The sequence below is a fragment of the Fervidobacterium changbaicum genome, from assembly GCF_004117075.1.
GTDB lineage: Bacteria > Thermotogota > Thermotogae > Thermotogales > Fervidobacteriaceae > Fervidobacterium > Fervidobacterium islandicum.
Genome location: NZ_CP026721.1, coordinates 1576484 through 1601054, shown reverse-complemented (window position 1 = coordinate 1601054; position 24571 = coordinate 1576484). Strand labels below are relative to the sequence as shown.

The following is a 24571-nucleotide window of genomic DNA, read 5'->3' as shown; positions in this document are numbered from 1 at the left end:
TCTATTGGCTGAGGAAACAGTTACTTCAAACTATCGTACCTGGGAGCGTTGTAGTTTGAACTGTAAGAAGAAACCCCATGTCTGTTTTGGTTAAACGAATAATTTGGGGAAGGGTTAATACCTCTGACAAGATTGTTGAGAAACTCGAAGTAGTGATTCTCAAATTCGAATATTTGCCTTATGCTTTCGATAACAATTGTTAGTTCGTTGAGTTTCTCAACAATCTCAGCAGCAAGGTAGGCTACCTGTGGAGTGTTTTCATCTGTCGACCTATTGATGTAATCTTTTATATTGTGGTACCCCATTTCTTTCAAAATAATATCCCTTTCGTCTTCTAATCTCGAAACTTCCAAGGAAAGTTCCTCAATTGCAACTGCATATTTTGAGAGCATATCTGTCTGCCTGTTTAAAACAGCACTTTCAAGCCCTCTAAAGGCTTGAATCATACTTTCAAAAACCCGGACTTCGCTTTTCAAGTTTTCCATTAGCAACATCTTACCCCTCCAATATCTTCTTAGCTATCTTTTCCGGATCAACCTTAAAGGTCCCGTTTTCAATGGCCTGCTTGATACTATTAACGAGTTCTACTCTGATCTCAGGATAGCTCTTCGCCATCTCGATATACTCGGCCACTTTCCTTCCTTCCTCAACTACGATCGAATCACTTGCACCTTTTCTTACTTCCTTCCCCTTAGATTTTTCTACACCCTTTTCGGTTTTTCCTTTGACCTCCGGAACGTTCTGTGCACTCTGCATTCCCGCTTTGTTGATTTTGTCGATCATACACGTCACCGCCTTTTCAAAACGTTATTAATCTTCCCGAGATAATTATCGGATACATTTGAAGCTTTCTTAAGCACAGTCCTCAGTAATGGTACTTCTCGTTCCTCAAAATTTTAAAACCTCTGAATATCTGCTCTAACAAAAGAATTAAACACATCTCATGTGTAAACGTCATCTTCGAAAATGAAATCTTCTCATTGGCTTTTTTCCTTAGACTTTCATCAATCCCAAGAGGTCCACCTATGACAAAGACTAATTCAGAATCTTTGAGAAAACTTTTGTCCAAATATTGTGCAAACTCTTCACTACTCATCTGTTTTCCCCAAAGGTCGATGAGTGTGTATTTGCGCTCTCTTAGTTTTCTTGAAATGTACTCTGCCTCTTTTGAGAGTATGACCTTTGGGTCTGTGGTGTTAATATCCCCACCGAGTGGAACAAAGCTTATGTCTAATTTTGTAAAACGCGAGATCTTTTCTTCGTAGAACTCTTGAGCTGGTAAAAGATGCTTGGAGATTTTACCTGGAATAATTATCTCTATCTTCATATCGGAGAGTAGAAATAGACACCTCCCACTTCTATTACTTCCCCTGTTTGCTGCAGGTAATCCATAGTCTTTGTGAATAATGTTTCGTCATTTGAGAATATTAGCTCTCTTATGTAGTGCAACTCATCTTCAAAGACGAAAGTCTGTGCCAACACACGCTTGACAAAGTAGGCGAATGTGGATATTTTGAATGTTTCAATATCGCATACAATCTTCGCAGGTGTGGAGTACGATATGTAGTCACTATCATCAAGTCCTTTCAAACACCCGCTCCTTTTTATAGCTTCAACGTAGCTTTTAAACTCGCTTGATGGGACTTTAAATTCACTTGGCAGGAGCTGATTTAAAGCCTTGACACGCCCGTTAACGAACGCTTTGTAAGTCTTTTCTACAAATTCCGAAAGGTGTTCGGGAACCACCGGATATTTTTCAAGCAACGTAGCAAAGAACGCCTTTTTTCTGTTTATTTCATATGTACCTTCTGAAAATTTCAAAACGTTGTCGTTTACCAAAATTTCAACCGCTGCTTTAAGATCGCTTATTGGAATCTTATTCTCTTCTGCGAACTTTGGTAGTGTCTTTTCACTCAACGATTCGTACAGTACCGCATTCAAAATCATCAATTTAACGTTCTTTAATCTTTCGGGTTTCTGAACCTTCCTTTCGTAGACTTCATCAACAAGTTCGTGCATGGTTTGGAAACCGTATTTTGAAGGATTGATGTTAAAAGATGTTAAGAAGCGAGAAAGGTTGTCACGCGTAAATTCTTTGCCGGAACGTTTCAGGAATATCTCCATTTCTTCAGCCAGTCTATCAACGGGATCGGTGAGATTTTCGCTCTTCACAAGGTCCTCGTAAGGTATGAACTTATCGACAGCGGAGACTAACTCGTAACTTGTTGATTTGGTTCTGGCAAGTGCTATGACACGTTTACCATACGATTTAAGTTTATACACCAGTGCGGTAAAATCTGCATCTCCTGTAACAAGGAAGAACGTATCTACAACCTCATTTCTGAGTGCCTGTTCTATACAGTCCACCGAAAGCCTTATATCGTTCCCCTTTTTATTTGGCAAGAACTCTGCCTCCGGCACTTCGACAAGTTCGATGCCGTAGTTATACAAAGCGAATGCAGCCATTTTGTTTTTCGACCACGAACCGTATGCTTTTCCACCTACGATTCTTCCATATTTCTGAGCCTCTTTGTAGACAAGCTGGACATCAACGGGCTGATTTTGGAAATCAAAAAGCAGGAAGATATTAGAAGAGCTTAGAAAACTTGAACCCTCCATATCCTTGCCCCCCTTCATCCCTGAGATGCTGTTAACTAAAAGTATTGAAAATTTCCAAAAACCGTATTATCTTCTTATTAGTGGAACACCCCCCACCATCAATTCTGATGCTGTTAACTAAAAGTATTGAAAATTTCCAAAAACCGTATTATCTTCTTATTAGTGGAACACCCCCCACCATCAATTCTCACAAAAAGGAGGTACTCCACTATGCAAAATTCTGTAGTCTCTTGCCCCAAATGCGGCTCTACCAACATCTACAAAAACGGTCATGATAAGTACGGTAACCAACAATACTTTTGCAAAGACTGTAAGCGCACTTTCAGACTTGTTCATTCAAAAAAACACAAGCTCTTCTCTTTCCCTTATCCTAAATGCCCTGTCTGTGGAAAAACTATGCAAATCCACAAAATCAAAAAAGCCTTCGTTAAGTTCCGTTGCCGTTCTTGCCATACCAGAGACGAAATCCCAACTAACTTACCTCAATTTGTCCCTCTTCCTTTCGACTCTTTCAAGTTCTTCCGTTTCCCTATCTTTATTGTTCTTAAAGCCTTCGTCCTTTATTTCAAAGCTGTGTCCTTGCGTTCCATCAGAGACTCACTTAATATCAAAGTCTCTCATGTCGCTATCTACAAGTGGATCCTTAAGTTGTCTTGTTTCTTTTCCATCCTCGTTCCTGTAGATGCTTTCAAAGTCCATGGTGATGAAACTGTCGTTTTGTTTAAATCCAAAAAGTACTATGTTTGGTTCTTAGTTGAGCACGATTCGAATCTTATTGTTGCTTGGCATGTATCCAAATATCGCGATATGGGTCAAGTGAAGATATTGTTAGAGAAGTTCTTTGGTAACAACGAAAGAACAATCGAACTAATTACAGATGGACTTGGTGCATATGGTGCAGTGAAGATACTATACAAGAATATCAATCATATTGTTGTGAGACTTGGGCAAAACAATCAATGTGAATCGAAGTTTTCGTTATTCCAAGACTTTGTACGAGCCAAGCGTGGATTTAAGAATATTGACAATCTTCCAATGTACGTAAACAGTTTTTGTGTAGTGAGAAATCTCTTGAAACTGAATGGCAATGATATTGCGCGTGTTATGAGTGTTCTATTGTCTTCCATCACTACAAGTTAACAGCATCATCCCTGAAAAGACGAAGCTCAAAGTTCAAAAGTCTTGCAAAAACAATCCGCACACTCTTTTTCTACAATGAGATTATACACCATTTCCCCAATTGGATTATCGATTCCAGCAAGATAATCCGCAAGATGCAGATGCAGACATTTTATCGTCTTCCAATCCCTGATTCCACCAGTACCAACAGAAGTGAGCACCGATGACCAGTCTGAATCTTCGGGTTTTAAAAGAGCCTGTCGTTTGGATATAACCTGCTTGTGGGCATTTTGAAGTTTTCCGAATAGCTCTGTGTTGTTGCTAAGCAACTCTTCGAATTTTTTGATCCAACCTTTTTCCTCCAACTTAGCAACTTCTTTTCTTAGGTGAGGGCATGTAAGGTAGTGAATTGTGGGGAACGGTTTACCGTCTCTGATGGGGTAGCTGAGGATGACCTGAGGGAAACCACAAGAGCAGCGTTTTTCAACTCCTAAAACGTTGTCAACGCTTCTTTCAAGCTGAGCGTGTATAACTCTTAGATCTTTATCACTAATGCGTTCCACTCGTCCATCACCATTTTTTCAAGAATATTGTATCCTTCAAAAAGATTTGCTTTCTGAACAATGATGCCTGATAGTATAAGCAATCCGTGATCTTTAAGATAGTGCTTTGCATTTTTCAGCATTTCGACGAGAATCTCTGCAATGATGTTTGAAACAATTATATCAAACTTTCCATCAACATTCGAGAATAGATCCGACCACCTTATTTCGATATCTACGTCATTTCTCATCGCATTTTCCTGAGCTACCTCAACGGCAAGTGGGTCGTTGTCGACAGCCAAGACTCTCCCAGCACCAAGCTTTTTTGCAAGTATGCCGAGTATACCACTCCCACAACCAAGGTCAAGAACATCAAAACCTGGTTTCAAATACTTTTTCAGGTACATAGCCGACATCTTGGTTGTCTGATGCAGACCTGTTCCAAAAGCCAACCCCTGTGGTATTTTCAAAACAACAATTCCATTCTTTTCTTCTAAATGGTGCTCATCAGGGTCAACCCAAACACCTTCTATCATTTCAAAAGGCTCCGTTATTATGTTCTTAAACCAGTCTTCTGGTCTCGTCTCTCGGTAACCCACAAACGTTAGGCCAGCGTCCATTAAAGTCTTCTTGACTTCCTCCAATTTTTCCCCATATGGCGAAACAACAGCGAGGAATTTTCCCTCGCTGCTTTCTATCTCGTAATAATCGTATTCACCGTAAAGTATTTCATCGACAACATCTTGCTTCAATTCATCAAAAACAAAGACAACCTCTTTAAATACCTTACTATCTTTGTTCAAATTACTCAGAGAGCACCCTCCTCATAACATAAGTGTTCGTTCTTGGTAGATAGGCTACAGGATCGTTCGCTTCTGAGCCTATTCTAACTTCGAAATGTACATGCGGGCCTGTGGACGTACCTGTGCTTCCGACTCTTCCGATCAAATCGCCCTTTTCTACTCTTAAACCAACAAAAACATTAATTTTCGATAAATGTGCGTAGTAGGTTTCTATTCCACTGCCGTGGTCAATGATTATCAAATTTCCGTATCCAGACTTCCATCCAGCGAATTTAACTACCCCCGACCTTGATGCAAAAACAGGATTTCCCGTATCTGCAGTTATGTCAATCCCCGTGTGGAACATTGTTTTATTGTATATGGGATGGATCCTCCATCCAAACTCCGAAGAAATGCGCCCATAAGCAGGCCAGATGTAATCTGCAAGCTGTGTAAAAGAAGTGTTCACTTTACCAAGCGGTACAAACACTTCTTTACCTGCTGTAACTTTACTACCAATTGAAGGATTGATCGCTAAAATCTCTTCGGGATCAATAAAAAATATCTTCGCCAAATCAGAAAGGGTTAACGTTTTAACAGGCTTATACATCACTCCAGGTACAAATGGTATCTTCAACTTTTGACCAACTTTTAAACTTGATGGTGACACCTCTGGATTCCAGTCAAGAATAACGGGAATAGGAATTCCAAACCCCTTCGATATACTGTAAAGAGTGTCCCCCGACTGAACCTGGTAGTTTATATAAAATGCAAATGTCAATCCAACAATTGATAATATCAAAAACACCAATATTTTTCGCACTTCTACCACCCCTTATTCTGATTGTAACAAAAAAATCCTGTTATATTTTACCATAAAAATTCGTTTTGTCAAAATTGGGTGGCGCTTAATTGTTTTTACCGATTAAGTTCCAAAAATTCTCATTTTTTCCTAATATACGTCAACAATGCCATAATGTCTGCAGGAGTCACACCTGGGATTCGCATAGCTTGTCCAATTGAGAATGGCTTGATTTTTTCTAATTTTTCGCGCGCTTCTGTCGACAAGTTTGGTACTTCTGTAAATTTTATGTTTCCAATTTGTAAATTTTCGTACTCATCAAACACTCTGACCTGCTCCAGCATTGATTTAATGTAACCTTCGTATTTAAGCTGTATCTCTACTTGTGTCAGGACCTCTTTATCGGTAATCGGTTCTGGATCCAACATATGAATATCTTCGTATTTAACCTCAGGTCTTCTGAGCAGCTTTGCAAGTCTTGTACCTTCCGTTAAAGGTGTAGAACCAACTCTTACTAACAAGTCATTGACCTGTCCTGAAGGTGGTACTTTCACATTTTCGAGTCTTTCCAATTGCCTTTGCACTTCTTGCTCAATTTCCAAAACTCTTTCGTAGAAACTCTTTGGAATTAACCCGACTTTGTAACCGTATTTTGCCAATCTGATATGTGCGTTATCGTGCCTGAGAAGTAATCTGTACTCCGCTCTTGATGACAACAATCTGTAGGGCTCATCTGCGCCCTTTGTAACAAGGTCATCGATCATGACACCTATGTAACTTTCCGACCTTCTCAAAATCAGCTGCTCTTCCTCGCGCAGCTTCAATGCTGCGTTGATTCCCGCTATTATCCCCTGACCCGCCGCTTCTTCATAACCACTCGTTCCGTTGATCTGTCCGGCGAAGTAAAGATTCTCAACAAGTTTCGATTCTAATGTGGGATAAAGCTGTGTTGGGTCGATGTAGTCGTATTCAACCGCATAGGCCGGTCTAACGATGACCACATTTTCAAGTCCGGGAATTGTTCTAAGCATTTTGATTTGAGCAGCGTACGGCAGGCTGGTCGATAAGCCATTAAGATAGTACTCTTCCGTATCCTTTCCTTCCGGCTCAACGAACACTTGATGACTTTCACGCTCGAATTTTACCACTTTGTCTTCTATCGAAGGGCAGTACCTTGGCCCTTTCGATTGGATGAGTTTCACTTCACCGTAAAGAGGTGAGAAGATAAGGTAATCTCTTATGATTTTGTGAGTCTCTGGAACGGTATGAGTTAACCAGCACGGATAATCTTTCGGCAGTACTTTTGGTTCGTTAAAGTGCGAGAACGCCCAAGGCACGTCGTCGGTGTCTTGTCTTACCATTTTCGAAAAGTCTATGCTCCTTTTCAAAACACGAGCGGGAGTTCCAGTTTTAAACCTTCCCACCTTGAATCCCAATTTTATCAGTGAGTCCGTCAAGCCATGCGCTGAAAAATCGCCCATTCGACCAGCTTCCATCGTCTCTCTGCCGATAAATATACGTCCCCTTAAAAACGTTCCTGTAGTAACAATAACCGCACGTGCGCGATAATCTATTCCGAATGAGTCCACAACCCCTGAAACTTTACCGTTCTCGACGATGATTTCCCTTACAATTCCATAGCGCAGCAGCAGATTTTCTTGACTTTCCAATTTTCTCTTCATCGTTCTTGAATAACCGTACTTGTCTATCTGTGCCCTCAAAGCTTGAACTGCAGGTCCCTTACTTGTATTGAGCATTCTCACATTTATCATCGTTTCATCGGTGGTTTTCGCCATCTCCCCACCAAGTGCATCTATTTCACGCACAACAATCCCTTTGGCAGATCCACCGATAGCGGGATTACACGATGCCCATCCCACGTTGTCTGGGTTGCCAGTTATGAGCATCGTTTTAAACCCAAGCCTTGCACTTGCCAAAGCAGCCTCGATTCCTGCATGTCCTCCACCTATGACTATGATATCGAACGAATAATCGTCCTCTGGCCTTTCAAAATAACTACCGTAGTCTATCTTCATCTGCTCATTACCTCCTTACCGTTAACAAAGACGGCAACTGGATCTCTTTCCAACGGGTTACCATCGTATAAAGCAAAATCTGCATGGTATCCTATTTCTATTTTTCCACATTTGTATCCACCAATCTTAGAACCTGCTTCTGTATAGTAATAGATCGCATCCTCCCTTGTAAATCCCATCTTCAACGCATGTTCAAGCACGTACTTTGGATCGACAGGTGAAACGGGGGAATCAGTGGAAAATGCCATCAAACATCCAGCCTCGTGCATTTTGACAAACGGATAAGCAAGCTCAAAAGATACGTTGTCTAGTAAGGGAATGTCTTCGAAAAAGAAGTGTGGCTGAACCGATAGGTAGTACCTTTTTAGTTTTGGAAAATCTCTTTCTGAAACAAATTGCAGATGTATCAACCTGTGTCTCAACTTCGTTCTATTTTTTTCAAGCCTTTCTAGAACTTCCGAAAGCGCCCTATCTCCAATCACATGGATGTTCAACTGTATGCCTTTGGCTTCGGCAAACTTCACTATTTCGTCAAAATTGTCGGGTAAGGTATTCATTCCGTAATTTCCAGTATCTTTGTACGGATTGTGCATCCACGCAGTCCTCCCACCAAGCGAACCATCGGCGAACAACTTAATACCACCGATTTTGGAATTGCCATACACTCCAAATTCGTAATTCCAAGGCTCGTAAGTGTAAAGCTTTTCAAACACTCTAAGCTCGCTATTCTGTAACAATTCTTTTAGCACATCAAAACTGACTCCATGAAAGTCATCGGAATGCACCTGCGTGACACCGTGTTTTAAGAATACCCGCTGACCTATTTCAAAAGCCCTTTTAAAGAACTCATCGCCTAAAGAATGCCAAATCTCTTCTATTTCATTCTCATAGATTAAGTTCTCATTATTTGCACTATTTCCCGTCTTTCCAATCTTTTCTTTCATGTAATTGTTTATCCACGCAACATGTCCACACTTTCTTATCAGCACCACAGGTCTTTTTAGTGCGTTTGCCTTATCAAGCAAAGCTTTTTCAGGTAACGTCTCCCAGCCACGAGCAATTACAAAGTTTTCAGAAGAATTACTTGCGCTTGTCAACACATCTGCCAAATTTTCTTTTGCCAGGTCGTGCGTTAGAATCTTCACTCCAGTTCCGATGATGTGAGCATGCGAATCTACCCATCCGGGCATTACAAATAGACCTGTGGCGTCAACCACAGGTCCGTTGTCTGAGTGGGGCACAAATCCACCATTCTCAATGTAAAGGTCCTTCTTCTCAAAAATCCTTCCGTTCCAAACGTAACCATTTTTTACAACCAAATTAACACCTTCTATCGACTCACTTTTTTCAAAATTACGAAAGCATACCAGCCAACTTGACCAATTCCATATCTAATCTCTTCTTTTCTTTCAAAACCTCATCAAGCTTGACGGTTACAATCTTTCCTCCCTGGAGTGCGGTCATGACTCCACTTTCGCCGCGCAGCAAGGCATCAACAGCTGCCACACCCATTCTCGAAGCAAGTAGTCTATCAAACGCAGTCGGTGAACCTCCGCGTTGGATGTGACCAAGTATAGTGATTCTCGTTTCGTATCCAATTCTGTGCTCTAAGTGTCTTGCAACTGTGTACGCACTTGCGGCACCTTCTGCAACAACCACTATACAATTTATCTTTCCTCTTTCCCTCTCTTCGAGCAATTTATTTGCCAACTCTTCGTAATTGACGGGCACCTCTGGGATAATAACCGCCTCTGCGCCTGTTACAAGCCCGCTTACAGTGGCGATATAACCTGAAGACCTACCCATAACCTCGACTATGAATGCCCTTTCATGTGAGCTTGCCGTGTCCTTTAACTTTTGTATCGCATCGACAACTGTATTAAGACACGTGTCCACACCGATACTCATGTCTGTCATGGCAATATCGTTGTCTATCGTACCGGGCAGACCCACAACAGGGACTTTTTGTTCTTCTTCCAAAAACATCGCACCGTGCAGGCTTCCTTCTCCACCAATAACTACAAGTCCTTCGATTCCGTGTTTTTTGAGGATTTTCGCAGCTTCTGCTCTTGTCTCTTTTCTAACGAACTCCGGACATCTGCTCGTTCTCAGGATTGTACCACCTTTTTCCATGATACCGCCAACGGAAGCGAAAGTCATAGGCTCTATGTCTTCATCGAGAAGTCCTGCATAACCTCTCTTGATACCGTAAACTTCCAGTCCTGACTTGATACCGTATCGAACAACAGCCCTTATAGCGGCATTCATTCCAGGAGAGTCTCCTCCACTAGTCATCACAGCTATCCTCTTCAACTTAATCGCCTCCCTAAAAAAGTCTTACATTGTCGTTTCAAGACAAGCTGAATTATACCACAAACTTTTGGAATAGTCTACTTATTCCTTTATCGGCGTTTCTTTTAAACTATTTTACATTTTTTCGCGCTTTTTCTTGGCCTTCTTCTCTTTACCTTTCCCTTCAGCTATATCATGCGACTGTTTAAGAGCCTGAACAACGTAGTAATTAACAGTCCCGCGTGGATATTCGTAATTCTTGTTCATGATTCCCGCTTTCATGTCAGTCATCAATTCTACGGCTTCATCTACATCATCCACAGTCCAAATGTGGAATAGGCCATTTCTAACAGCATCAAGCACCTCGTCAGAGAGTACGAGATTTCTCACGTTCGCCTTTGGTATGATAACTCCTTGATTACCTGTCAGACCTTTAATTTTGCAGATTCGATAAAAGCCTTCCACCTTTTCGGTAACACCGCCGACTGGTTGAACGTGTCCATGTTGGTTTATCGAACCCGTGACCGCTATATTTTGCTTAATTGGAATTTTCGAAATAGCGGAAATAATGGCGAGTACCTCGGCAAGAGAAGCACTATCACCTTCAACGTAACCGTAGACTTGCTCAAACGAAATCGAGACTCCTATTGAAAAAGGTACTTTTCTTGCGTACTTACTTCCAAGATAACCGGTTAAAATCATTACTGCTTTGCTATGTATCTGCCCACTCAAGTCCGCTTCCCTTTGGATATCGAGAATCCCGGAACTACCAAGGTACGTCTTTGCCGTTATTCTTACAGGCAGACCGAATTCGAAATCTCCGAAGTTTATAACAGTCAAACCGTTCACCTGTCCAACAACCTTGCCCGTTACATCAATCATCAAGTCTTCCCTTCTAAACATCTCATCGTACTTTTCCACAACAAGTTTCAGTCGTTCCTCCCGCTCTTTCAAAGCACGAGAGACATCTTCGTACTCAACGTATTTTGAATTTCTCTTTACAGCAAAAAAGTTTGCCTCTTCCAAAAGGTCTATTATTGACCCGAGTTTCATCGAAAGCTTAGTCCTATCACCTGACAATCTTGTTGAGTACCAAACAATCTTCTCTATAGCGCTTCTTTTAACAGGCAATATCTCCCTTTCACGCGTATAATCCGTGATAAATGCTACCAAGTCAGAAATGTTCTCAACAGTGGTATCAAGTTCCCAATCCATTTCTACCTTTACTTTGAAAAGTTTCTCAAAATCAGGATCGTATTCGTGCAGTAGTTCGTATATCTCAGGAGTACCTACGAGTATCACTTTTACCCTCAGTGGGATAGGTTCAGTTTTCAAAGTCGCTATCGTGGAATATCCGTAGGCTGTATCGACGTTCTCGACCTCAAGCTGCTTTGAAAAGAGTATCTTTTTAAGTCTATCCCACACAAATGGGTGGATAAGCAATTCCCGTGCGTCAACGATCAAATACCCACCATTTGCTTTGTGTAAAGCGCCGGGTCGAATCATATTGAAATCTGTGTACAACATTCCCTCACGTTCAATATATTCGATCTTACCGAACAGGTTGTGATAAGTCGGCGTATCTTCAAAAACCACAGGCGCGCAGTTCAAATCCGAGTTATCAACTACAAGGTTTATACTGTAAGCTCTTTTGAAATAGTATTCAAGCTCTGCTAATTTCTTTGTTGAACTCACCTTTTCGATGATATCTTCTCTGATCTTGTGAATAAATTCCCTCACATCGCTGAACGGGTACTTTTCCTCAATCACAGAGAAGAACTCTTCGGTTGCAAATAATAAAGCGTACCGATTCAAATCTCTTACCCGCTCTTTGTACAAGCTCTCCAATTTCCGCACATTCTCGGTGGCTGCCTCTATCAATAGCTGAACCTTCTTTTCATTTTCTTCAAATCTCTTCTTTTCTTCCTCGCTCAATGCGGCAAATTCCTCTTCTTTCAGTGGTTTTCCATCTTTGAAAGGATAATAGCTCACACCTGTTTGTGTGAATTTTATCAAAAATCCCAGTGCTTGTGCTTTTCCAACTAAATCGTTCACAACCCGTTCCTGCTCACTTTCGAATTCCTCGTCTATCTCCTTTCTGCGCGCCTTGTAATCTTCTCCTTCAAACACCTTTGAAATCTTCTCCGTTAGGTTCTCCACGAGTTTCTCCATGTCCTTTTTGAACTCAACACCTTTCCCTGCAGGTAAGAAGAGAGTATTAGCCTTCTGCGGGTCGTCGAAATCCATCACGTAAGCAACATCAGAAGGCACAGGTTTCTTTTGTGCGTACTCGCTAACAAAGTGTTTGACAAAAGTTTTCCTACCGGTGCCCGGTAGTCCTACAACAAAGATGTTGTATCCCTCTTTATCCATATCCAAACCAAAGCGCAGAGCCTTTATAGCGCTCTGTCGACCGATAAACGATTGAGTTTTTCTAACATCTTCCGTAGATTCAATAGGCGGAATAATTCTTTTATCTACAACAAGCTCTTCCACCCTAATCTTCTTCAAAGGCATCGATCTCCACTCCCTTCTTAGTAAAGTGGTACTTGCCCTGCGGTGTCAAGACGAAATAAGCACTGCCTGAACCGGTGAGAGCTGCAGGATTTTCGCTTCTTAGCACCTCAATCCTATCGAGTAATTCATCAGGGATGACCTTCTCAAAAATGTTGTAGGTTCCTAACTTTATCTTCTCGAAATCTCTTGTACGGTAAGCTTCGTAAAGCTCAGCAGCTTTCGAAGGTGCTTTTCCAAACCATTCCGGTTTCAATTTTGCATACGCTTCTTTTGTTGATATCGAAAAACCTGGAAAGTACACATCGACGTCGTAACCTTCCAGAGGTTCAACCTCCTTGATAACCTCACCTTTGCCTGAAACAATCGCGGTGCCGCCGTATAAGAAAAACGGAACATCGCTACCCACCGCTTTTGCCAATTCAAAGGCTTCTTGCTCAGATATCAGTCCGAACAACTTTAAAGCAACTAAAAAACCTGCAGCATTACTACTTCCGCCACCAAGTCCTGCACCGATCGGTATATTCTTTTCGAGCAAGACGTGTACATCACGGTCCCGAACTCCTACTAAACTCCAAATCTTCTCAATAATGTTGTTCTCAATATCCACATTCGATTCTATTTTCAAATCTCCATTACCTTGCCTAACTTTGACAATCATTCTATCAAAGAGGGAAATCGTCTGGAAGAGCGAATCTATTTCGTGAAAACCATCTTCTCTTTTTCTTAAAACATCCAAGCAAAGATTCAGCTTTGCGAATGTTCTAAGTACAACGCTACCACCTTTGCCCATCCTTCCATCTCCCCAACGTAATCCTGTAGTCTTTTAGAACGTAGTTCAACAAAGTTTTCCTTTTCAACAACTCCATTGTACTTCACATCTGCAATGTAAAGAACTCCCACATGGACACGACTCACGGGATTCTCAATTTCGTTTATCAAGCCGACGTATCTCAATGATTTCAGCTCAACATCAACCTCTTCTGCCAGTTCTCGCTTCAAACCATTCTCAAAGCATTCCACAGGATCTTGCGAATCTTCGATATTCAGGTGCCCTCCGACCCCAAGAGTAATGAGATTGTGGAGCCTTTTTTCCGTCTGGTTGGCCGTTCTTCTGAAGAATATGTATTCATCACCCTCTTTTAAAACAATGTACGGAATCACTTGTCGCGTTGATTCATCGTATTCCGCCTTTTCGCGCTCAACGAAGAAACCATCTTTTAGCACACTAAAGAATTCCTCTTGTGGGACCTCAACTACACCTGTTTTCCCTTTGCACAGCCGTTCAATTTCCTCTGTCTTCACAACGAGTACTTTTTCCTTCATCGCATTATTTTCACTAATGCCCATGATGATTTCTCCCCCTGTATTTTTTAGTATGGTTCAACATCCATCTCGAGCAATTGCTTCGCCACATCCTTATCGATTTTACTTGCGATAAGCCCTATCGCAGCAAATATGTAATGCTTATCTCTAAACAACCTGACTTCTTCCGGTGGTAGCAGCTCCATCGGATGAAGTTTCGAAAGATGTCTCAAACTCTCTAAAACTTCCTTTGCGTGTTTTGATCTTGATAAAAATCCCCCTGTTCCGAAGATAACTCGAACGGCAGTCAAATCCTTACCTTCGGCTATTGTCTTCCTACCAGTTGGGGTGTAGAGGTGCTTTTTGCTTCCGGCATGTCTTCTTAACCCCTGCTGGGCGCAGAATGTTGCAAGTTTGCTTATGAAATATTCGTCTCGCTCAGTTGCAGGATACGGACTGATCCTTTTGACAAGTTCGTCGTAATCTTCGAATTGCTTTCTCAGATTCTCCTCACCGATCATTTCGATAACGTTATGAGCATTAACATACAGTCCCAAATCACCCTCTACTGTTCTTTTTGCGAAAGGCTCGGGAGAGATAAGCAATTCCTGGACTTCTGGAGAACCGTCGGTAACAGAATCAACATCGGTTGTCGCCCCGCCTATGTCTATTGTCAAGCAGTCACCAAAGTGCTCGTACGCCAGTTCTGTTGTTGTCATGACTGCGGCAGGTGTTGGAATAATTTCGTAGTTGACCATGCCTTTTATTTTGTCCATACCCGGAGCCTTTATTATGTGCTCAGCGAACACTTCCTTTATCACATTCCTTGTCGGCTCGACATTTAGATAATCGATCCTTGGATAAACGTTCTCTGTTACGTAGACCCTCTTTCCAGCGTTTGTGAGGATGAACTCTACATGCTCGGCTGCGGCTACGTTTCCTGCATATACGATAGGCACATCCAGTGGCAACTTGGCAAGCATCTTTGCGTTATGGATAACCGTTTCACTTTCACCGTAGTCCACACCACCGGCAAGAAGAATCAACTTTGGTTGTATAGATTCTATCTTCTTCAAATGGAACTCATTCATCTTACCAGCCGTTACGTACTTAATAACCGCGCCAGCGCCAAGTGCTGCTTCCTTGGCAGCCCGTACCGTCATGTCGTAGACAAGGCCATGGACCGTCATCTTTAAACCACCGGCTGCACTGCTTGTTGCTGCAAATTTCTCCCAAACTACCTTCTCACCAAGCTCTTCTTCCATCTTTTTCAAGGCCAGCTCTATTCCAATTGTCACATCACCCTCATTAACCGTTGTCCAGTGCTCCGTTTGAGCAATTACTCTTGGCTTAAAACCAAAATGAAATGCCGTTAAAACAGTAGTTGTAGAACCTATTTCCGCAAAGAGTAAGTCGGTTTTCATATTTCGCAGCCTCCTTCTGTACATATTGCAAAGATACTACAAAACTATTATACTACATTTAACCCACTACTTAATAGAAGAGTTCAAACCGCATTAGTCAACAAAAAAGCCCGGAAGAGTTTACCGGGCATTTAAGTTGCTATCAGTTGTAAAAAAGAGATTTGTCGACTTAACTCCTTAAAATTTCACACTCGGTGGTTCTTCCGCTCCGGGCTTTGCCTCAAAATATTGCTTTTCTTTAAATCCATATGCATTTGCGATAAGTACGTTCGGGAATCTTTTTATGAATGCGTTGTACTCTCTAACAGCCTCGTTGTAATCTTTCCTTGCAACTGCTATTCTGTTTTCCGTACCGGCAAGTTCGTCCATGAGCTGGCGGAAGTTGGCATCAGCCTTCAGCGTTGGATAATTTTCAACAATGACAAGCAATCTTGAAAGTACATTGCTCAGTTCCGCATCAGCTGTTGCTTGTTCTTGCGGAGTTTGAGCACCTGCCAGTTTTGCCCTCGCGTTCGCAAGTGCTTCAAAAATCTCTTTTTCATGCGCAGCATAACCTTTCACAGTTTCTACAAGGTTGGGTATTAAATCCGCCCTTCTTTGAAGCTGGTTTTGGATCTGACTGTAAGACTCTTGTACCCTTTGTTCTAAAGAGACCATCCTGTTGTATATACTTATTGCCCAGAAAACACTTATCAATACAACGACGAGCACAACTATTAGCACTATCACCGCAGGATGTAGCTTCAAGTTGTTCACCTCCTATAATTTTCAATTACTACACTATTCTACCACAATTTCGGTATTTGTACTAACAACGCCTATGATCTCACCTTGGACATGTTCAATGACTTTCTCTAAGTGCTCTTTTGAGACAACCAAAATCATTCCGTATCCCATATTGAACGTTTTCATAGCCTCTTCAATTTCAACGTAATTTAAAACCCAACGCATGTAATCTGGCAATTTGATACTTATATGCCATCCTTTGTCCTTCAAAATTCTTTTTAACGCTCTCAATATTCCCCCACCTGTAACATGCGCAATGCCTTTTACCAATTCAAATACATTAGTAACTTCGCTGTATATCTTGGTTCCCTTTAGAAGGTCAAAATCCAACTCTTCAATTCTTATTTTTTCTTCCTTCAGTATCTTCCTTATCAGCGACCATCCGTTAGAATGAAAACCACTGGCTGACAATCCTACGATAATATCGCCGTAAGATATCGTTTCAATGGGCATCCGTCTTTGGAGCACTCCTACGCAAAAACCTGCAACATCCCAATCTTTATCGCTGTAAATGGATGGTATTTCCGCAGTTTCACCAGCAACAAGTGCCATTTCGTATTCGGTAAGTTTTTTCACCAACGCCTCTATGAATTCGTAATGCTGTTTATCGATGTGATTCACACCCAGATAATCAACAAATGCCTTCGGGACCCCTCCAACACAAACAATGTCGTTGTAATTCATAGCAATTAGGTCTTGGGCTGCATCATCCCAACGGTTGTGTTCGATGTGTAGTAGCAGCTTAGAACCAACTCCGTCCGCTGTCAACACTATCGGTGGATTTGTGAAATTCAAGATCGTCGCGTATCCGGTTGGTTCTTTAACAGCCCATTCCGGGACCTTCACAACGTTTTTGATGTAATCAGTGAATTCATCGTTCCTCAGAACATCCACGCCAGAACCTGAGTACGTATATTTCTTTTCACCATTTATACCTTTCATACTTTCACCTCACAATGTAAATAGCAGTGCGTTACAAAGCTATATCCTCTCTGTAGAACATACCTTCGAAATGGATATTATTTATGTTACCATAAGCCTTTTCTCTTGCTTTTTTCAGTTCTACATCGGTTCCAACTGAGTGTATAACTCTACCGCCAGAAACAAATAACTCGCCGTTTACTTCTTTAACGCCTGCAAAGAATATTAAACTTCCTTCGCTTTCGATACTATCAGTCGTTCCAATCGTTATCTTTTGCCCCTTCCTTGGATTTTCTGGATAACCTTCAGATGCAACGACAACATCAACTGCGTACTTTGAAGGTACGTACTCTTCAAAGTCTTTCTTGCTAAATGCTTTTAAGACGTTTTCAACAAATCTCTTTGGTTCCATAGAGACTATGACCTCTGTTTCGGGATCACCGAGTCGGACATTGTATTCAAGAACGTACGGCTCGTTTTCTACAACCATCAGCCCTATGTAAAGGAATCCCTTGTAAAAAATCCCTTCCTTTTCCAGACCGTACAATGTTTTCTCAAATATCTCTTTTATCTTTTCTTTCAGCCGTTCATCTATCTCTACTGGACCGTACGCGCCCATTCCACCTGTGTTTGGACCCTTGTTACCTGTGAATGCACGTTTGTAATCTCGGGTGAATGGCAGCAAGGCAAATTTTCGCCCACTTACGATAGCTATGGCGGAAAGTTCCCAGCCATTTAAAAACTCATCGATGACAACTGGACCACTGACATTGGGAATCAAACTTCCGTTTATTAGTTTACAACCTTTTTCTAAGGCTGTTGAAAAGTCGTCCTCTATAATTACACCTTTGCCTTGCGCAAGGCCATCTGCCTTAATCACGTAAGGTGGGGAAAAGAATTTGAGAGCATCTGCAAGCTGAACTTTGTTCTTAGCAATTTGGAATTTGGCTGTTGGGATGTTGTATTTTTCCATAAAAAGCTTAGCAAAGCATTTTGAACCTTCAAGCCGTGCACCAGCTGAGTCAGGTCCGAAGACGTTCTCTTTCCCGTCGGCTACACCTTTCACCAAAAAATCTTCTGAGCCGGGGATAACCAAGTCAAAATCGTTCAGAACAGCAGTGTTGAAAATTTCCTGCTCACTGATATTTAAATTCTCACCGATCAACTTGGTCCCCGCGTTGCCAGGGAAAAAGTAGACTTCAAAGTGCGCATTTTTAAAAGCCCAGCCAATAGCGTGCTCTCTACCACCATTTCCAAGAATCAGCACTTTCCTGATTTTTTCCATAAAATTCACTCCCCAGATACCGATATCTTCAGTGTCTAAAGAGTCTTATAGGTGATTTGTAGAACGTGACGCCTTTTTCACGAGCAAAGCTTAGGACTTCCTCGTCTCGTATGGAACCAAGTGGTGCAACAACGCATTTCACACCCGCATTTATGAGGATCTCCAAGCCATCGGTAAATGGGAAGAACGCATCCGATGCTGCTATTGCATCTTTCGCATTGTTTCCTGCCAATGTTGTTGCGATCCACGCAGACCTCTTCCTTGACGGCTGCCCGCCACCAATTCCAACGGTAACTCCGTCTTTTACGATCACAATCGCATTTGACTTTACCGCTTCGACAACGATGAGAGCGAATTTCACGTCTTTAATATCGATAGGTGTGCCAAATAACAGCTCGGGCTCACCTTCGAATCTTCTTTCAGATAAAACCAAACTACCAAATGCAACTTTTCCTGCGTATGGTGTGTATTCTTTAGGCTTTATTAACCTGACTTTTTTCTTTGATAAGAACTCCACTGCCTGTGGCTCAAATTCGGGAGCAACGATAACCTCAAGGTATGTATTTAACACTTTTGCCATCTCCAGTGTGAACGGAAAGCTCGTTGCAAGGATGCCACCGTAACTCGATTCGCTATCTGCTTGGATTGACAATTTGATTGCTTCTATCTTTCCGTCTTCACTTTCATTTTTCAAGTACGCTACTCCACATGGTGTTTGGTGCTTTATTACAGCTGCGCCACCACCGATGGTTGTCAAGTTCCTTGCGAGTACCCAAGCAGCCTCCGCATCGAGTATGTTGTTGTAAGAAAGTTGCTTTCCTTCGTGCAATACTTCAAACTGAGGCTTTCCAAAGATGTAAACTTGCTCGTGCGAGTTCTCACCATATCTCAGCTCGATGTCAAACTTTTTCAGTTCAAGTTTCTCCACGTTTTGCGCACTCAAAAACTCCATGAACTACACCCCCCACGTGACCTTTGATGCTGTTAACTAAAAGTATTGAAAATTTCCAAAAACCGTATTATCTTCTTATTAGTGGAACACCCCCCACCATCAATTCTCACAAAAAGGAGGTACTCCACTATGCAAAATTCTGTAGTCTCTTGCCCCAAATGCGGCTCTACCAACATCTACAAAAACGGTCATGATAAGTACGGTAACCAACAATACTTTTGCAAAGACTGTAAGCGCACTTTCAGACTTGTTCATTCAAAAAAACACAAGCTCTTCTCTTTCCCTTATCCTAAATGCCCTGTCTGTGGAAAAACTATGCAAATCCACAAAATCAAAAAAGCCTTCGTTAAGTTCCGTTGCCGTTCTTGCCATACCAGAGACGAAATCCCAACTAACTTACCTCAATTTGTCCCTCTTCCTTTCGACTCTTTCAAGTTCTTCCGTTTCCCTATCTTTATTGTCCTTAAAGCCTTCGTCCTTTATTTCAAAGCTGTGTCCTTGCGTTCCATCAGAGACTCACTTAATATCAAAGTCTCTCATGTCGCTATCTACAAGTGGATCCTTAAGTTGTCTTGTTTCTTTTCCATCCTCGTTCCTGTAGATGCTTTCAAAGTCCATGGTGATGAAACTGTCGTTTTGTTTAAATCCAAAAAGTACTACGTTTGGTTCTTAGTTGAGCACGATTCGAATCTTATTGTTGCTTGGCATGTATCCAAATATCGCGATATGGGTCAAGTGAAGATATTGTTAGAGAAGTTCTTTGGTAACAACGAAAGAACAATCGAACTAATTACAGATGGACTTGGTGCATATGGTGCAGTGAAGATACTATACAAGAATATCAATCATATTGTTGTGAGACTTGGGCAAAACAATCAATGTGAATCGAAGTTTTCGTTATTCCAAGACTTTGTACGAGCCAAGCGTGGATTTAAGAATATTGACAATCTTCCAATGTACGTGAACAGCTTTTGTGTAGTGAGAAATCTCTTGAAACTGAACAACAATGATATTGCGCGTGTTATCTGTGTTCTATTGTCTTCCATCACTACAAGTTAACAGGATCTGACCTTTCTGCCTTCTATCTTGTATGCTTTATAGAGCAAATTGCTTACCACTTTCCAGTAGCTTTCATGCTCAAGTTCGTGGATTTTCGATTCTAAGGTCTCTAAGTCCCAACCTTCCTCTATTTCTATAGCCTTTTGAAAGATTATCGGACCCGTATCGACACCCGCATCGACAAAATGTATCGTAATTCCTGTTACCTTGACACCGTAATCAAATGCCTGCTTTATTGCGTCTTTTCCAGGAAACGCTGGTAGCAAAGATGGGTGGATGTTAACGATCCTTGGAAAGTACTTATTTACAATGCGCTCCGGTATGATTTTCATGAAACCTGCCAAGACGATCAAATCTGGTTTCAAAGTATCGAGAACTCTCTCGAGGTCTTCATGCCAGGGTTTAGAAAGCATTTCTACTTCTATTCCTAATTTCTTAGCCCGCTCAACTGCGCCGCACGGTCTATCAACAATAAGCGCTTTCAAATTAGCCCTCAATTCACCAGAAATCGATTTTTCCGCCAAGACTTGGAAATTGCTCCCGTTTCCGGAAGCAAGAACAACGATAGTTGGTAGTTCTTTACTTACGCTGGGTAGTTCAGATCGAAACAGCCCATGCATACACCATGCACCCCACATTTTTCGAAAACTTCTCGGTATGCTCCAACGGACAGATAAACCAACCTGTCTGCACCGATGTATTCTTGCAAACTTTTAATATCGTTTTCGGACGCTATGAGCTCGCTTCTTCTTGAAGTGTCTATCCCGTAGTTACAAGGACCAATAACAGGTGGAGAATGGATACCTACGTAGACTTTTTTCACGCCAGCTTCCTTAACCATCTCAACTATTAGCTTCATGGTCGTTCCACGAACAATCGAGTCGTCTATCAGTATCACTTCTTTCCCTTCCAGTACGGCAGAGAGAGCGGACAATTTTCTTCGGACGATATCTTGTCTGTTCTTTGGCATAATGAAGCTTCTGCCAACGTAATGGTTCCTTATCAGTCCGTACTCTATCGGTATTCCTGACGCCTGACTGTATCCGAGTGCACCAGAAAATCCACTATCCAGTACAGGGACAACCACATCAGCTCCAAGTTTGTGTTCTTCGTACAATTTCATACCGAGTGCTTTTCTCACTTCGTGGACGTTCACACCGTAGAAATTGCTATCCGGTCGCGCAAAATAAACGAATTCAAACGAGCAGAACCTGTCGTTTCGCTTTGCGAATCTAACAACTTCTGGGGGAGTCCTATCAGTGAAGAACACGATCGTTCCGGGCTCGATTTCTACTATGTCTTCGCAACCTATAACCCTCAACGCCACATCTTCCGATGCTACAATGTATCCACTTTGGAACTTACCGTAAAAAAGTGGTCGAATACCGAAAGAGTCTCTTGCGGCAGCAAGGAAGGTGTCGTGAAGCACCACAACGGAATAGGCTGCTTTTATACGTGAAAATGCCCACTGGAGAGATTCGCGAGGATTGGTATATGGTGCTATGGAAAAATAGTGGATGATTATCTCCGTGTCAAGTGTGGTAGCAAATATACCTCCACTCCCCATTATGAACTTTCTTTTCTCGTCCGCATCGATGATGTTACCGTTGTGGGCAACGGAAATCCTTCCTTTGAGTGTGTGAGCTGTTAGTGGCTGGATCTCATCGAGTGAGCCGTAAGTGGAATAACGTACGTGACCGATTCCTTTATTTCCAGGAAGGTAGCGTTCTGGGGTTAGGACGTTTTCAACCAAACCTTCACCTTTTACCGACTTAAAACCGTTCACAACCACACCAGCAGACTGCTGTCCTCTATGCTGGAGTGTGAGCAAAACATCGTGTATGACGTTATACGCCTCGTCAACGTTCCATACTCCGGCTATGCCACACATCTTTTTCCCCCCACGTGAGACTGACTCTTCACATTCTATATTTTCCCATTTTCTGTTATTCCATTCTATTTAAAATACGCAGAGGAACCAACCGGTTCCTCTGCGCACACTTATCCCTTATTTCACATCAGGTAAGAGTATTTTTAAGATATCTTCGTTCTTTATTCTTATGTACCCTTCCTGGAGTTCTTTAAAAGCGATGCTGACAGAATAGCCATCCGGGGTCGTGACAAACGGTTTGGCAAAATCGTTTATCGCCTCTGCCCTCTTTGCAATAACTATTGGTATTGCGTACTTGTAGGGGATTTTCTCAAGCAACTTGTCGTACTGTATAACAAGTCTGCTCACTTACTGCACCTCCTCTATTAACTGTCTCACCTTTGTGGTGTTTTTAACCCTTTCGAATTTCAGTCTCTCTGCGTAAATTATCGACATCAAGTTCCTTATCGATTCTTCTAAATCTTCATTGATTAACAAGTATTCAAATTCAGGAATGAATGTGAGTTCTCTTTTTGCAGTCTCTAATCTTCTTTGTATTTTATCTTCAGTTTCTGTACCTCTTTTTTTGAGTCTCTCTCTCAAAACGTCATAGCTTGGGGGTGCGATAAAGACAAACTTGGCACCGGGGAAATTCTTCTTAACCGTCAAAGCGCCTTGGACATCTATATCAAGTATAACATCAAGACCTTTTCTTATGTTATCGTAAACCATCTCTGCTGGTGTTCCGTAGTAATTGTCGTGGACTTTTGCCCATTCGATGAACTTGTTCTCTTTTATCATTCTTTCGAATTCTTCGTGCGTAATGAAAAAATAATCAATACCATGTATCTCCCCAGGTCTTTGCTTTCGAGTTGTGCAGGAGACAGAGAATACAACTCGTTCAACTCTTTCAAGAACAGACCTGATGATGCTTGTCTTACCAACACCACTCGGCCCACTTATTACAAATAGTATACCTTCAGCATGGTCATTTTTTAAATCCAAGTCTTTCTCCTTACTCTCCATTCCTATCTTAGCCCTTTCTTATCTTTTCGAGCTGTTTCTCAATTTCGACCATCGATTCTATGAACCTTTGCGCAATCGTTTCAGGCTGGATAGCACTAAGTATAATGTGGTTTGAGTCGGTTATGAGAATCGACCTGGTCTTTCTTCCATAAGTTGCATCTATGAGTTTCCCTTCGTTCTTTGCATCTTCTTTCAACCTCTTAAGTGGCGCGCTCTCAGGATTAACTATGGCGATAACCCTGTCACCAGCAATAACATTACCGAAACCGATGTTGATCAATCCAAACATAATCTACACCTCCCAGATTGGTAAAACCTCTGTTCAATTGCTCAAAGTAAAGTTACTCGATATTCATTACCTGCTCTTTGAATTGCGAAACAAGGTATTTCCCTTCGAGCGCCAAGTTCGTTATATCGGTAAACCTGCTCTTTGAGAGTATTGTGTTGAATTCTCTCAAGATTTCTTGCGATATGAAATTCAGCATATCTCCAACGGGCTCGTCTTTTGAAAGTAATTCTCGGGTCCTTTTCAAATGGCTATCCAGCCTGACAAGTTCTTCGCGTATATCCGCCCTGTCGGCGATAAGTGCAACCGCACTCTCGAAAAGCTCTTTGTTCAGTTCAATATCATCCGGTAACAGATCTCGAGTGTTCGTCTTTATCCTTTGTGCAACAACTTTCGGAATATCTTCAGCTTTCTCATTAATTCTATCCACAACTGATTGCATCATTTCAACCATTTCTACCAAATCCTTCGTTAGCTTTTCACCTTCTATTTTTCTCTCCCTCACTACTTCTGCAAGTGCCTCTTCCAAGACTGCTTTAGCACACTGCCACGCATTTTCAATTTCTTCGTTGCCGATCTCAAACTGGAACGCATCTCTAAACGCAAGCAGGTGTTCCAAGCTAACGGGGATTGGGATGTTCAAGTTCTCTCTGATGTCGGATAAGGCGTCGTAATAGGTTTTAAGTAGGGAGTAATCCACGGAAACTTGTATGGGCTTCATGAACTTAACCCAGATCCTTGCACTGACCTTTCCCCTGGATATGTACTCCTTTATCTTCGCCATCGCATCGAGTTCTTTCGAGTTGAGAAAATAGTTCATCGAGACGTCGATTGTAAGCCCCTTTGAATTCAACGTCTTCACTTCACAGGTGATTTTGTAATCGTCGAGTATCTTTTGAACCTTTGCGTAACCTGTCATACTTCTTGGCATTTAAACCACTCCTACAGCTT

The 24571-nt window shown here is 41.8% G+C and carries 26 protein-coding genes; 2 read left to right on the top strand and 24 right to left on the bottom strand.

Going from position 1 to position 24571, the window contains the following annotated elements:
• Positions 1-20: 20 nt before the first annotated feature.
• From CBS1_RS07380 to CBS1_RS07365, 4 genes are all read right to left on the bottom strand, one after another.
• Positions 21-494 (bottom strand): flagellar biosynthesis protein FlgN, encoded by a 474-nt coding sequence (locus CBS1_RS07380; RefSeq protein WP_236938379.1) that lies wholly within the window; start codon positions 492-494, stop codon positions 21-23.
• A 1-nt stretch (position 495) separates the two neighbouring features.
• Positions 496-783, bottom strand: coding sequence for a flagellar biosynthesis anti-sigma factor FlgM (flgM, locus tag CBS1_RS07375; RefSeq protein ID WP_033191649.1), 288 nt, complete (start codon positions 781-783; stop codon positions 496-498).
• A gap of 82 nt (positions 784-865) precedes the next feature.
• Entirely contained in the window at positions 866-1327 is a 462-nt protein-coding gene (locus CBS1_RS07370) for a 23S rRNA (pseudouridine(1915)-N(3))-methyltransferase RlmH (RefSeq protein ID WP_033191650.1), read from the bottom strand.
• Complete coding sequence (locus CBS1_RS07365) at positions 1324-2619, bottom strand: NYN domain-containing protein (RefSeq protein ID WP_033191651.1); 1296 nt, start codon at positions 2617-2619, stop codon at positions 1324-1326. The genes CBS1_RS07370 and CBS1_RS07365 overlap by 4 nt, the downstream gene beginning before the upstream one ends.
• A gap of 210 nt (positions 2620-2829) precedes the next feature.
• Between CBS1_RS07365 and CBS1_RS10505 the strand changes: the two genes are divergently transcribed.
• The gene (locus CBS1_RS10505) at positions 2830-3759 is read left to right on the top strand and encodes a DDE-type integrase/transposase/recombinase (RefSeq protein ID WP_033192800.1); all 930 of its coding nucleotides are present in this window, start codon (positions 2830-2832) and stop codon (positions 3757-3759) included.
• Between the two features lie 26 nt (positions 3760-3785).
• On the opposite strand, the gene CBS1_RS07360 is transcribed toward CBS1_RS10505, so the two are convergent.
• The 14 genes from CBS1_RS07360 to CBS1_RS07295 form a co-directional block, all read right to left on the bottom strand.
• Entirely contained in the window at positions 3786-4301 is a 516-nt protein-coding gene (locus tag CBS1_RS07360) for a DUF501 domain-containing protein (RefSeq protein ID WP_033191652.1), read from the bottom strand.
• A complete protein-coding gene (locus CBS1_RS07355) occupies positions 4274-5083 on the bottom strand; it encodes a 50S ribosomal protein L11 methyltransferase (protein ID WP_033191653.1) in 810 nt (269 codons plus the stop codon). The genes CBS1_RS07360 and CBS1_RS07355 overlap by 28 nt, the downstream gene beginning before the upstream one ends.
• A 1-nt stretch (position 5084) precedes the next feature.
• Positions 5085-5885 carry a LysM peptidoglycan-binding domain-containing M23 family metallopeptidase gene (locus tag CBS1_RS07350; protein ID WP_052107138.1) on the bottom strand — a complete coding sequence of 267 codons (801 nt, stop codon included), beginning with the start codon at positions 5883-5885 and terminating at the stop codon, positions 5085-5087.
• Positions 5886-6004: 119 nt separating this feature from the next.
• Positions 6005-7900 (bottom strand): tRNA uridine-5-carboxymethylaminomethyl(34) synthesis enzyme MnmG, encoded by a 1896-nt coding sequence (gene mnmG, locus CBS1_RS07345; protein ID WP_033191654.1) that lies wholly within the window; start codon positions 7898-7900, stop codon positions 6005-6007.
• Complete coding sequence (locus CBS1_RS07340; protein WP_033191655.1) at positions 7897-9219, bottom strand: amidohydrolase; 1323 nt, start codon at positions 9217-9219, stop codon at positions 7897-7899. Before CBS1_RS07340 ends, mnmG begins: the two co-directional genes overlap by 4 nt.
• 34 nt (positions 9220-9253) lie before the next feature.
• Complete coding sequence (gene pfkA, locus CBS1_RS07335) at positions 9254-10213, bottom strand: 6-phosphofructokinase (RefSeq protein ID WP_033191656.1); 960 nt, start codon at positions 10211-10213, stop codon at positions 9254-9256.
• A 114-nt stretch (positions 10214-10327) separates the two neighbouring features.
• Entirely contained in the window at positions 10328-12709 is a 2382-nt protein-coding gene (locus CBS1_RS07330; RefSeq protein WP_090223279.1) for an ATP-binding protein, read from the bottom strand.
• Positions 12690-13499, bottom strand: a complete 810-nt coding sequence (ispE, locus tag CBS1_RS07325; protein WP_033191658.1) for a 4-(cytidine 5'-diphospho)-2-C-methyl-D-erythritol kinase — start codon at positions 13497-13499, stop codon at positions 12690-12692. The genes CBS1_RS07330 and ispE overlap by 20 nt, the downstream gene beginning before the upstream one ends.
• Positions 13454-14056 carry an NUDIX hydrolase gene (locus CBS1_RS07320; RefSeq protein WP_090223280.1) on the bottom strand — a complete coding sequence of 201 codons (603 nt, stop codon included), beginning with the start codon at positions 14054-14056 and terminating at the stop codon, positions 13454-13456. The genes ispE and CBS1_RS07320 overlap by 46 nt, the downstream gene beginning before the upstream one ends.
• 23 nt (positions 14057-14079) lie before the next feature.
• Positions 14080-15435: a GlmL-related ornithine degradation protein gene (locus tag CBS1_RS07315; protein WP_090223281.1), complete on the bottom strand. Its 1356-nt coding sequence runs from the start codon at positions 15433-15435 to the stop codon at positions 14080-14082.
• A gap of 177 nt (positions 15436-15612) precedes the next feature.
• The gene (locus tag CBS1_RS07310; protein ID WP_090223282.1) at positions 15613-16182 is read right to left on the bottom strand and encodes a LemA family protein; all 570 of its coding nucleotides are present in this window, start codon (positions 16180-16182) and stop codon (positions 15613-15615) included.
• A gap of 33 nt (positions 16183-16215) precedes the next feature.
• Entirely contained in the window at positions 16216-17163 is a 948-nt protein-coding gene (locus CBS1_RS07305) for a phosphoribosylformylglycinamidine cyclo-ligase (RefSeq protein ID WP_090223283.1), read from the bottom strand.
• 31 nt (positions 17164-17194) lie between these two features.
• Positions 17195-18427: a phosphoribosylamine--glycine ligase gene (gene purD, locus CBS1_RS07300; protein ID WP_090223284.1), complete on the bottom strand. Its 1233-nt coding sequence runs from the start codon at positions 18425-18427 to the stop codon at positions 17195-17197.
• Positions 18428-18455: 28 nt separating this feature from the next.
• The gene (locus CBS1_RS07295) at positions 18456-19379 is read right to left on the bottom strand and encodes a phosphoribosylaminoimidazolecarboxamide formyltransferase (protein WP_090223286.1); all 924 of its coding nucleotides are present in this window, start codon (positions 19377-19379) and stop codon (positions 18456-18458) included.
• A 129-nt stretch (positions 19380-19508) separates the two neighbouring features.
• Here CBS1_RS07295 and CBS1_RS10500 point away from each other — a divergent pair, with 129 nt between their 5' ends.
• Positions 19509-20438 carry a DDE-type integrase/transposase/recombinase gene (locus CBS1_RS10500; protein ID WP_033191365.1) on the top strand — a complete coding sequence of 310 codons (930 nt, stop codon included), beginning with the start codon at positions 19509-19511 and terminating at the stop codon, positions 20436-20438.
• Here CBS1_RS10500 and purN read toward each other — a convergent pair.
• From purN to CBS1_RS07265, 6 genes are all read right to left on the bottom strand, one after another.
• Positions 20435-21058, bottom strand: coding sequence for a phosphoribosylglycinamide formyltransferase (purN, locus tag CBS1_RS07290; RefSeq protein WP_206732133.1), 624 nt, complete (start codon positions 21056-21058; stop codon positions 20435-20437). The two genes, CBS1_RS10500 and purN, sit on opposite strands and share 4 nt — an antisense overlap.
• Complete coding sequence (gene purF / locus CBS1_RS07285; protein ID WP_090223297.1) at positions 21022-22329, bottom strand: amidophosphoribosyltransferase; 1308 nt, start codon at positions 22327-22329, stop codon at positions 21022-21024. Before purF ends, purN begins: the two co-directional genes overlap by 37 nt.
• A 117-nt stretch (positions 22330-22446) precedes the next feature.
• On the bottom strand, positions 22447-22677 hold the full coding sequence (locus CBS1_RS07280) for a DNA-directed RNA polymerase subunit omega (RefSeq protein ID WP_033191670.1): 231 nt from the start codon (positions 22675-22677) through the stop codon (positions 22447-22449).
• Positions 22678-23334, bottom strand: coding sequence for a guanylate kinase (gene gmk, locus CBS1_RS07275; protein WP_052107139.1), 657 nt, complete (start codon positions 23332-23334; stop codon positions 22678-22680). It abuts the gene before it with no gap.
• Between the two features lie 7 nt (positions 23335-23341).
• A complete protein-coding gene (locus CBS1_RS07270; protein WP_014452437.1) occupies positions 23342-23623 on the bottom strand; it encodes a DUF370 domain-containing protein in 282 nt (93 codons plus the stop codon).
• Between the two features lie 52 nt (positions 23624-23675).
• Positions 23676-24551 carry a YicC/YloC family endoribonuclease gene (locus CBS1_RS07265; protein ID WP_033191671.1) on the bottom strand — a complete coding sequence of 292 codons (876 nt, stop codon included), beginning with the start codon at positions 24549-24551 and terminating at the stop codon, positions 23676-23678.
• Positions 24552-24571: the final 20 nt, after the last annotated feature.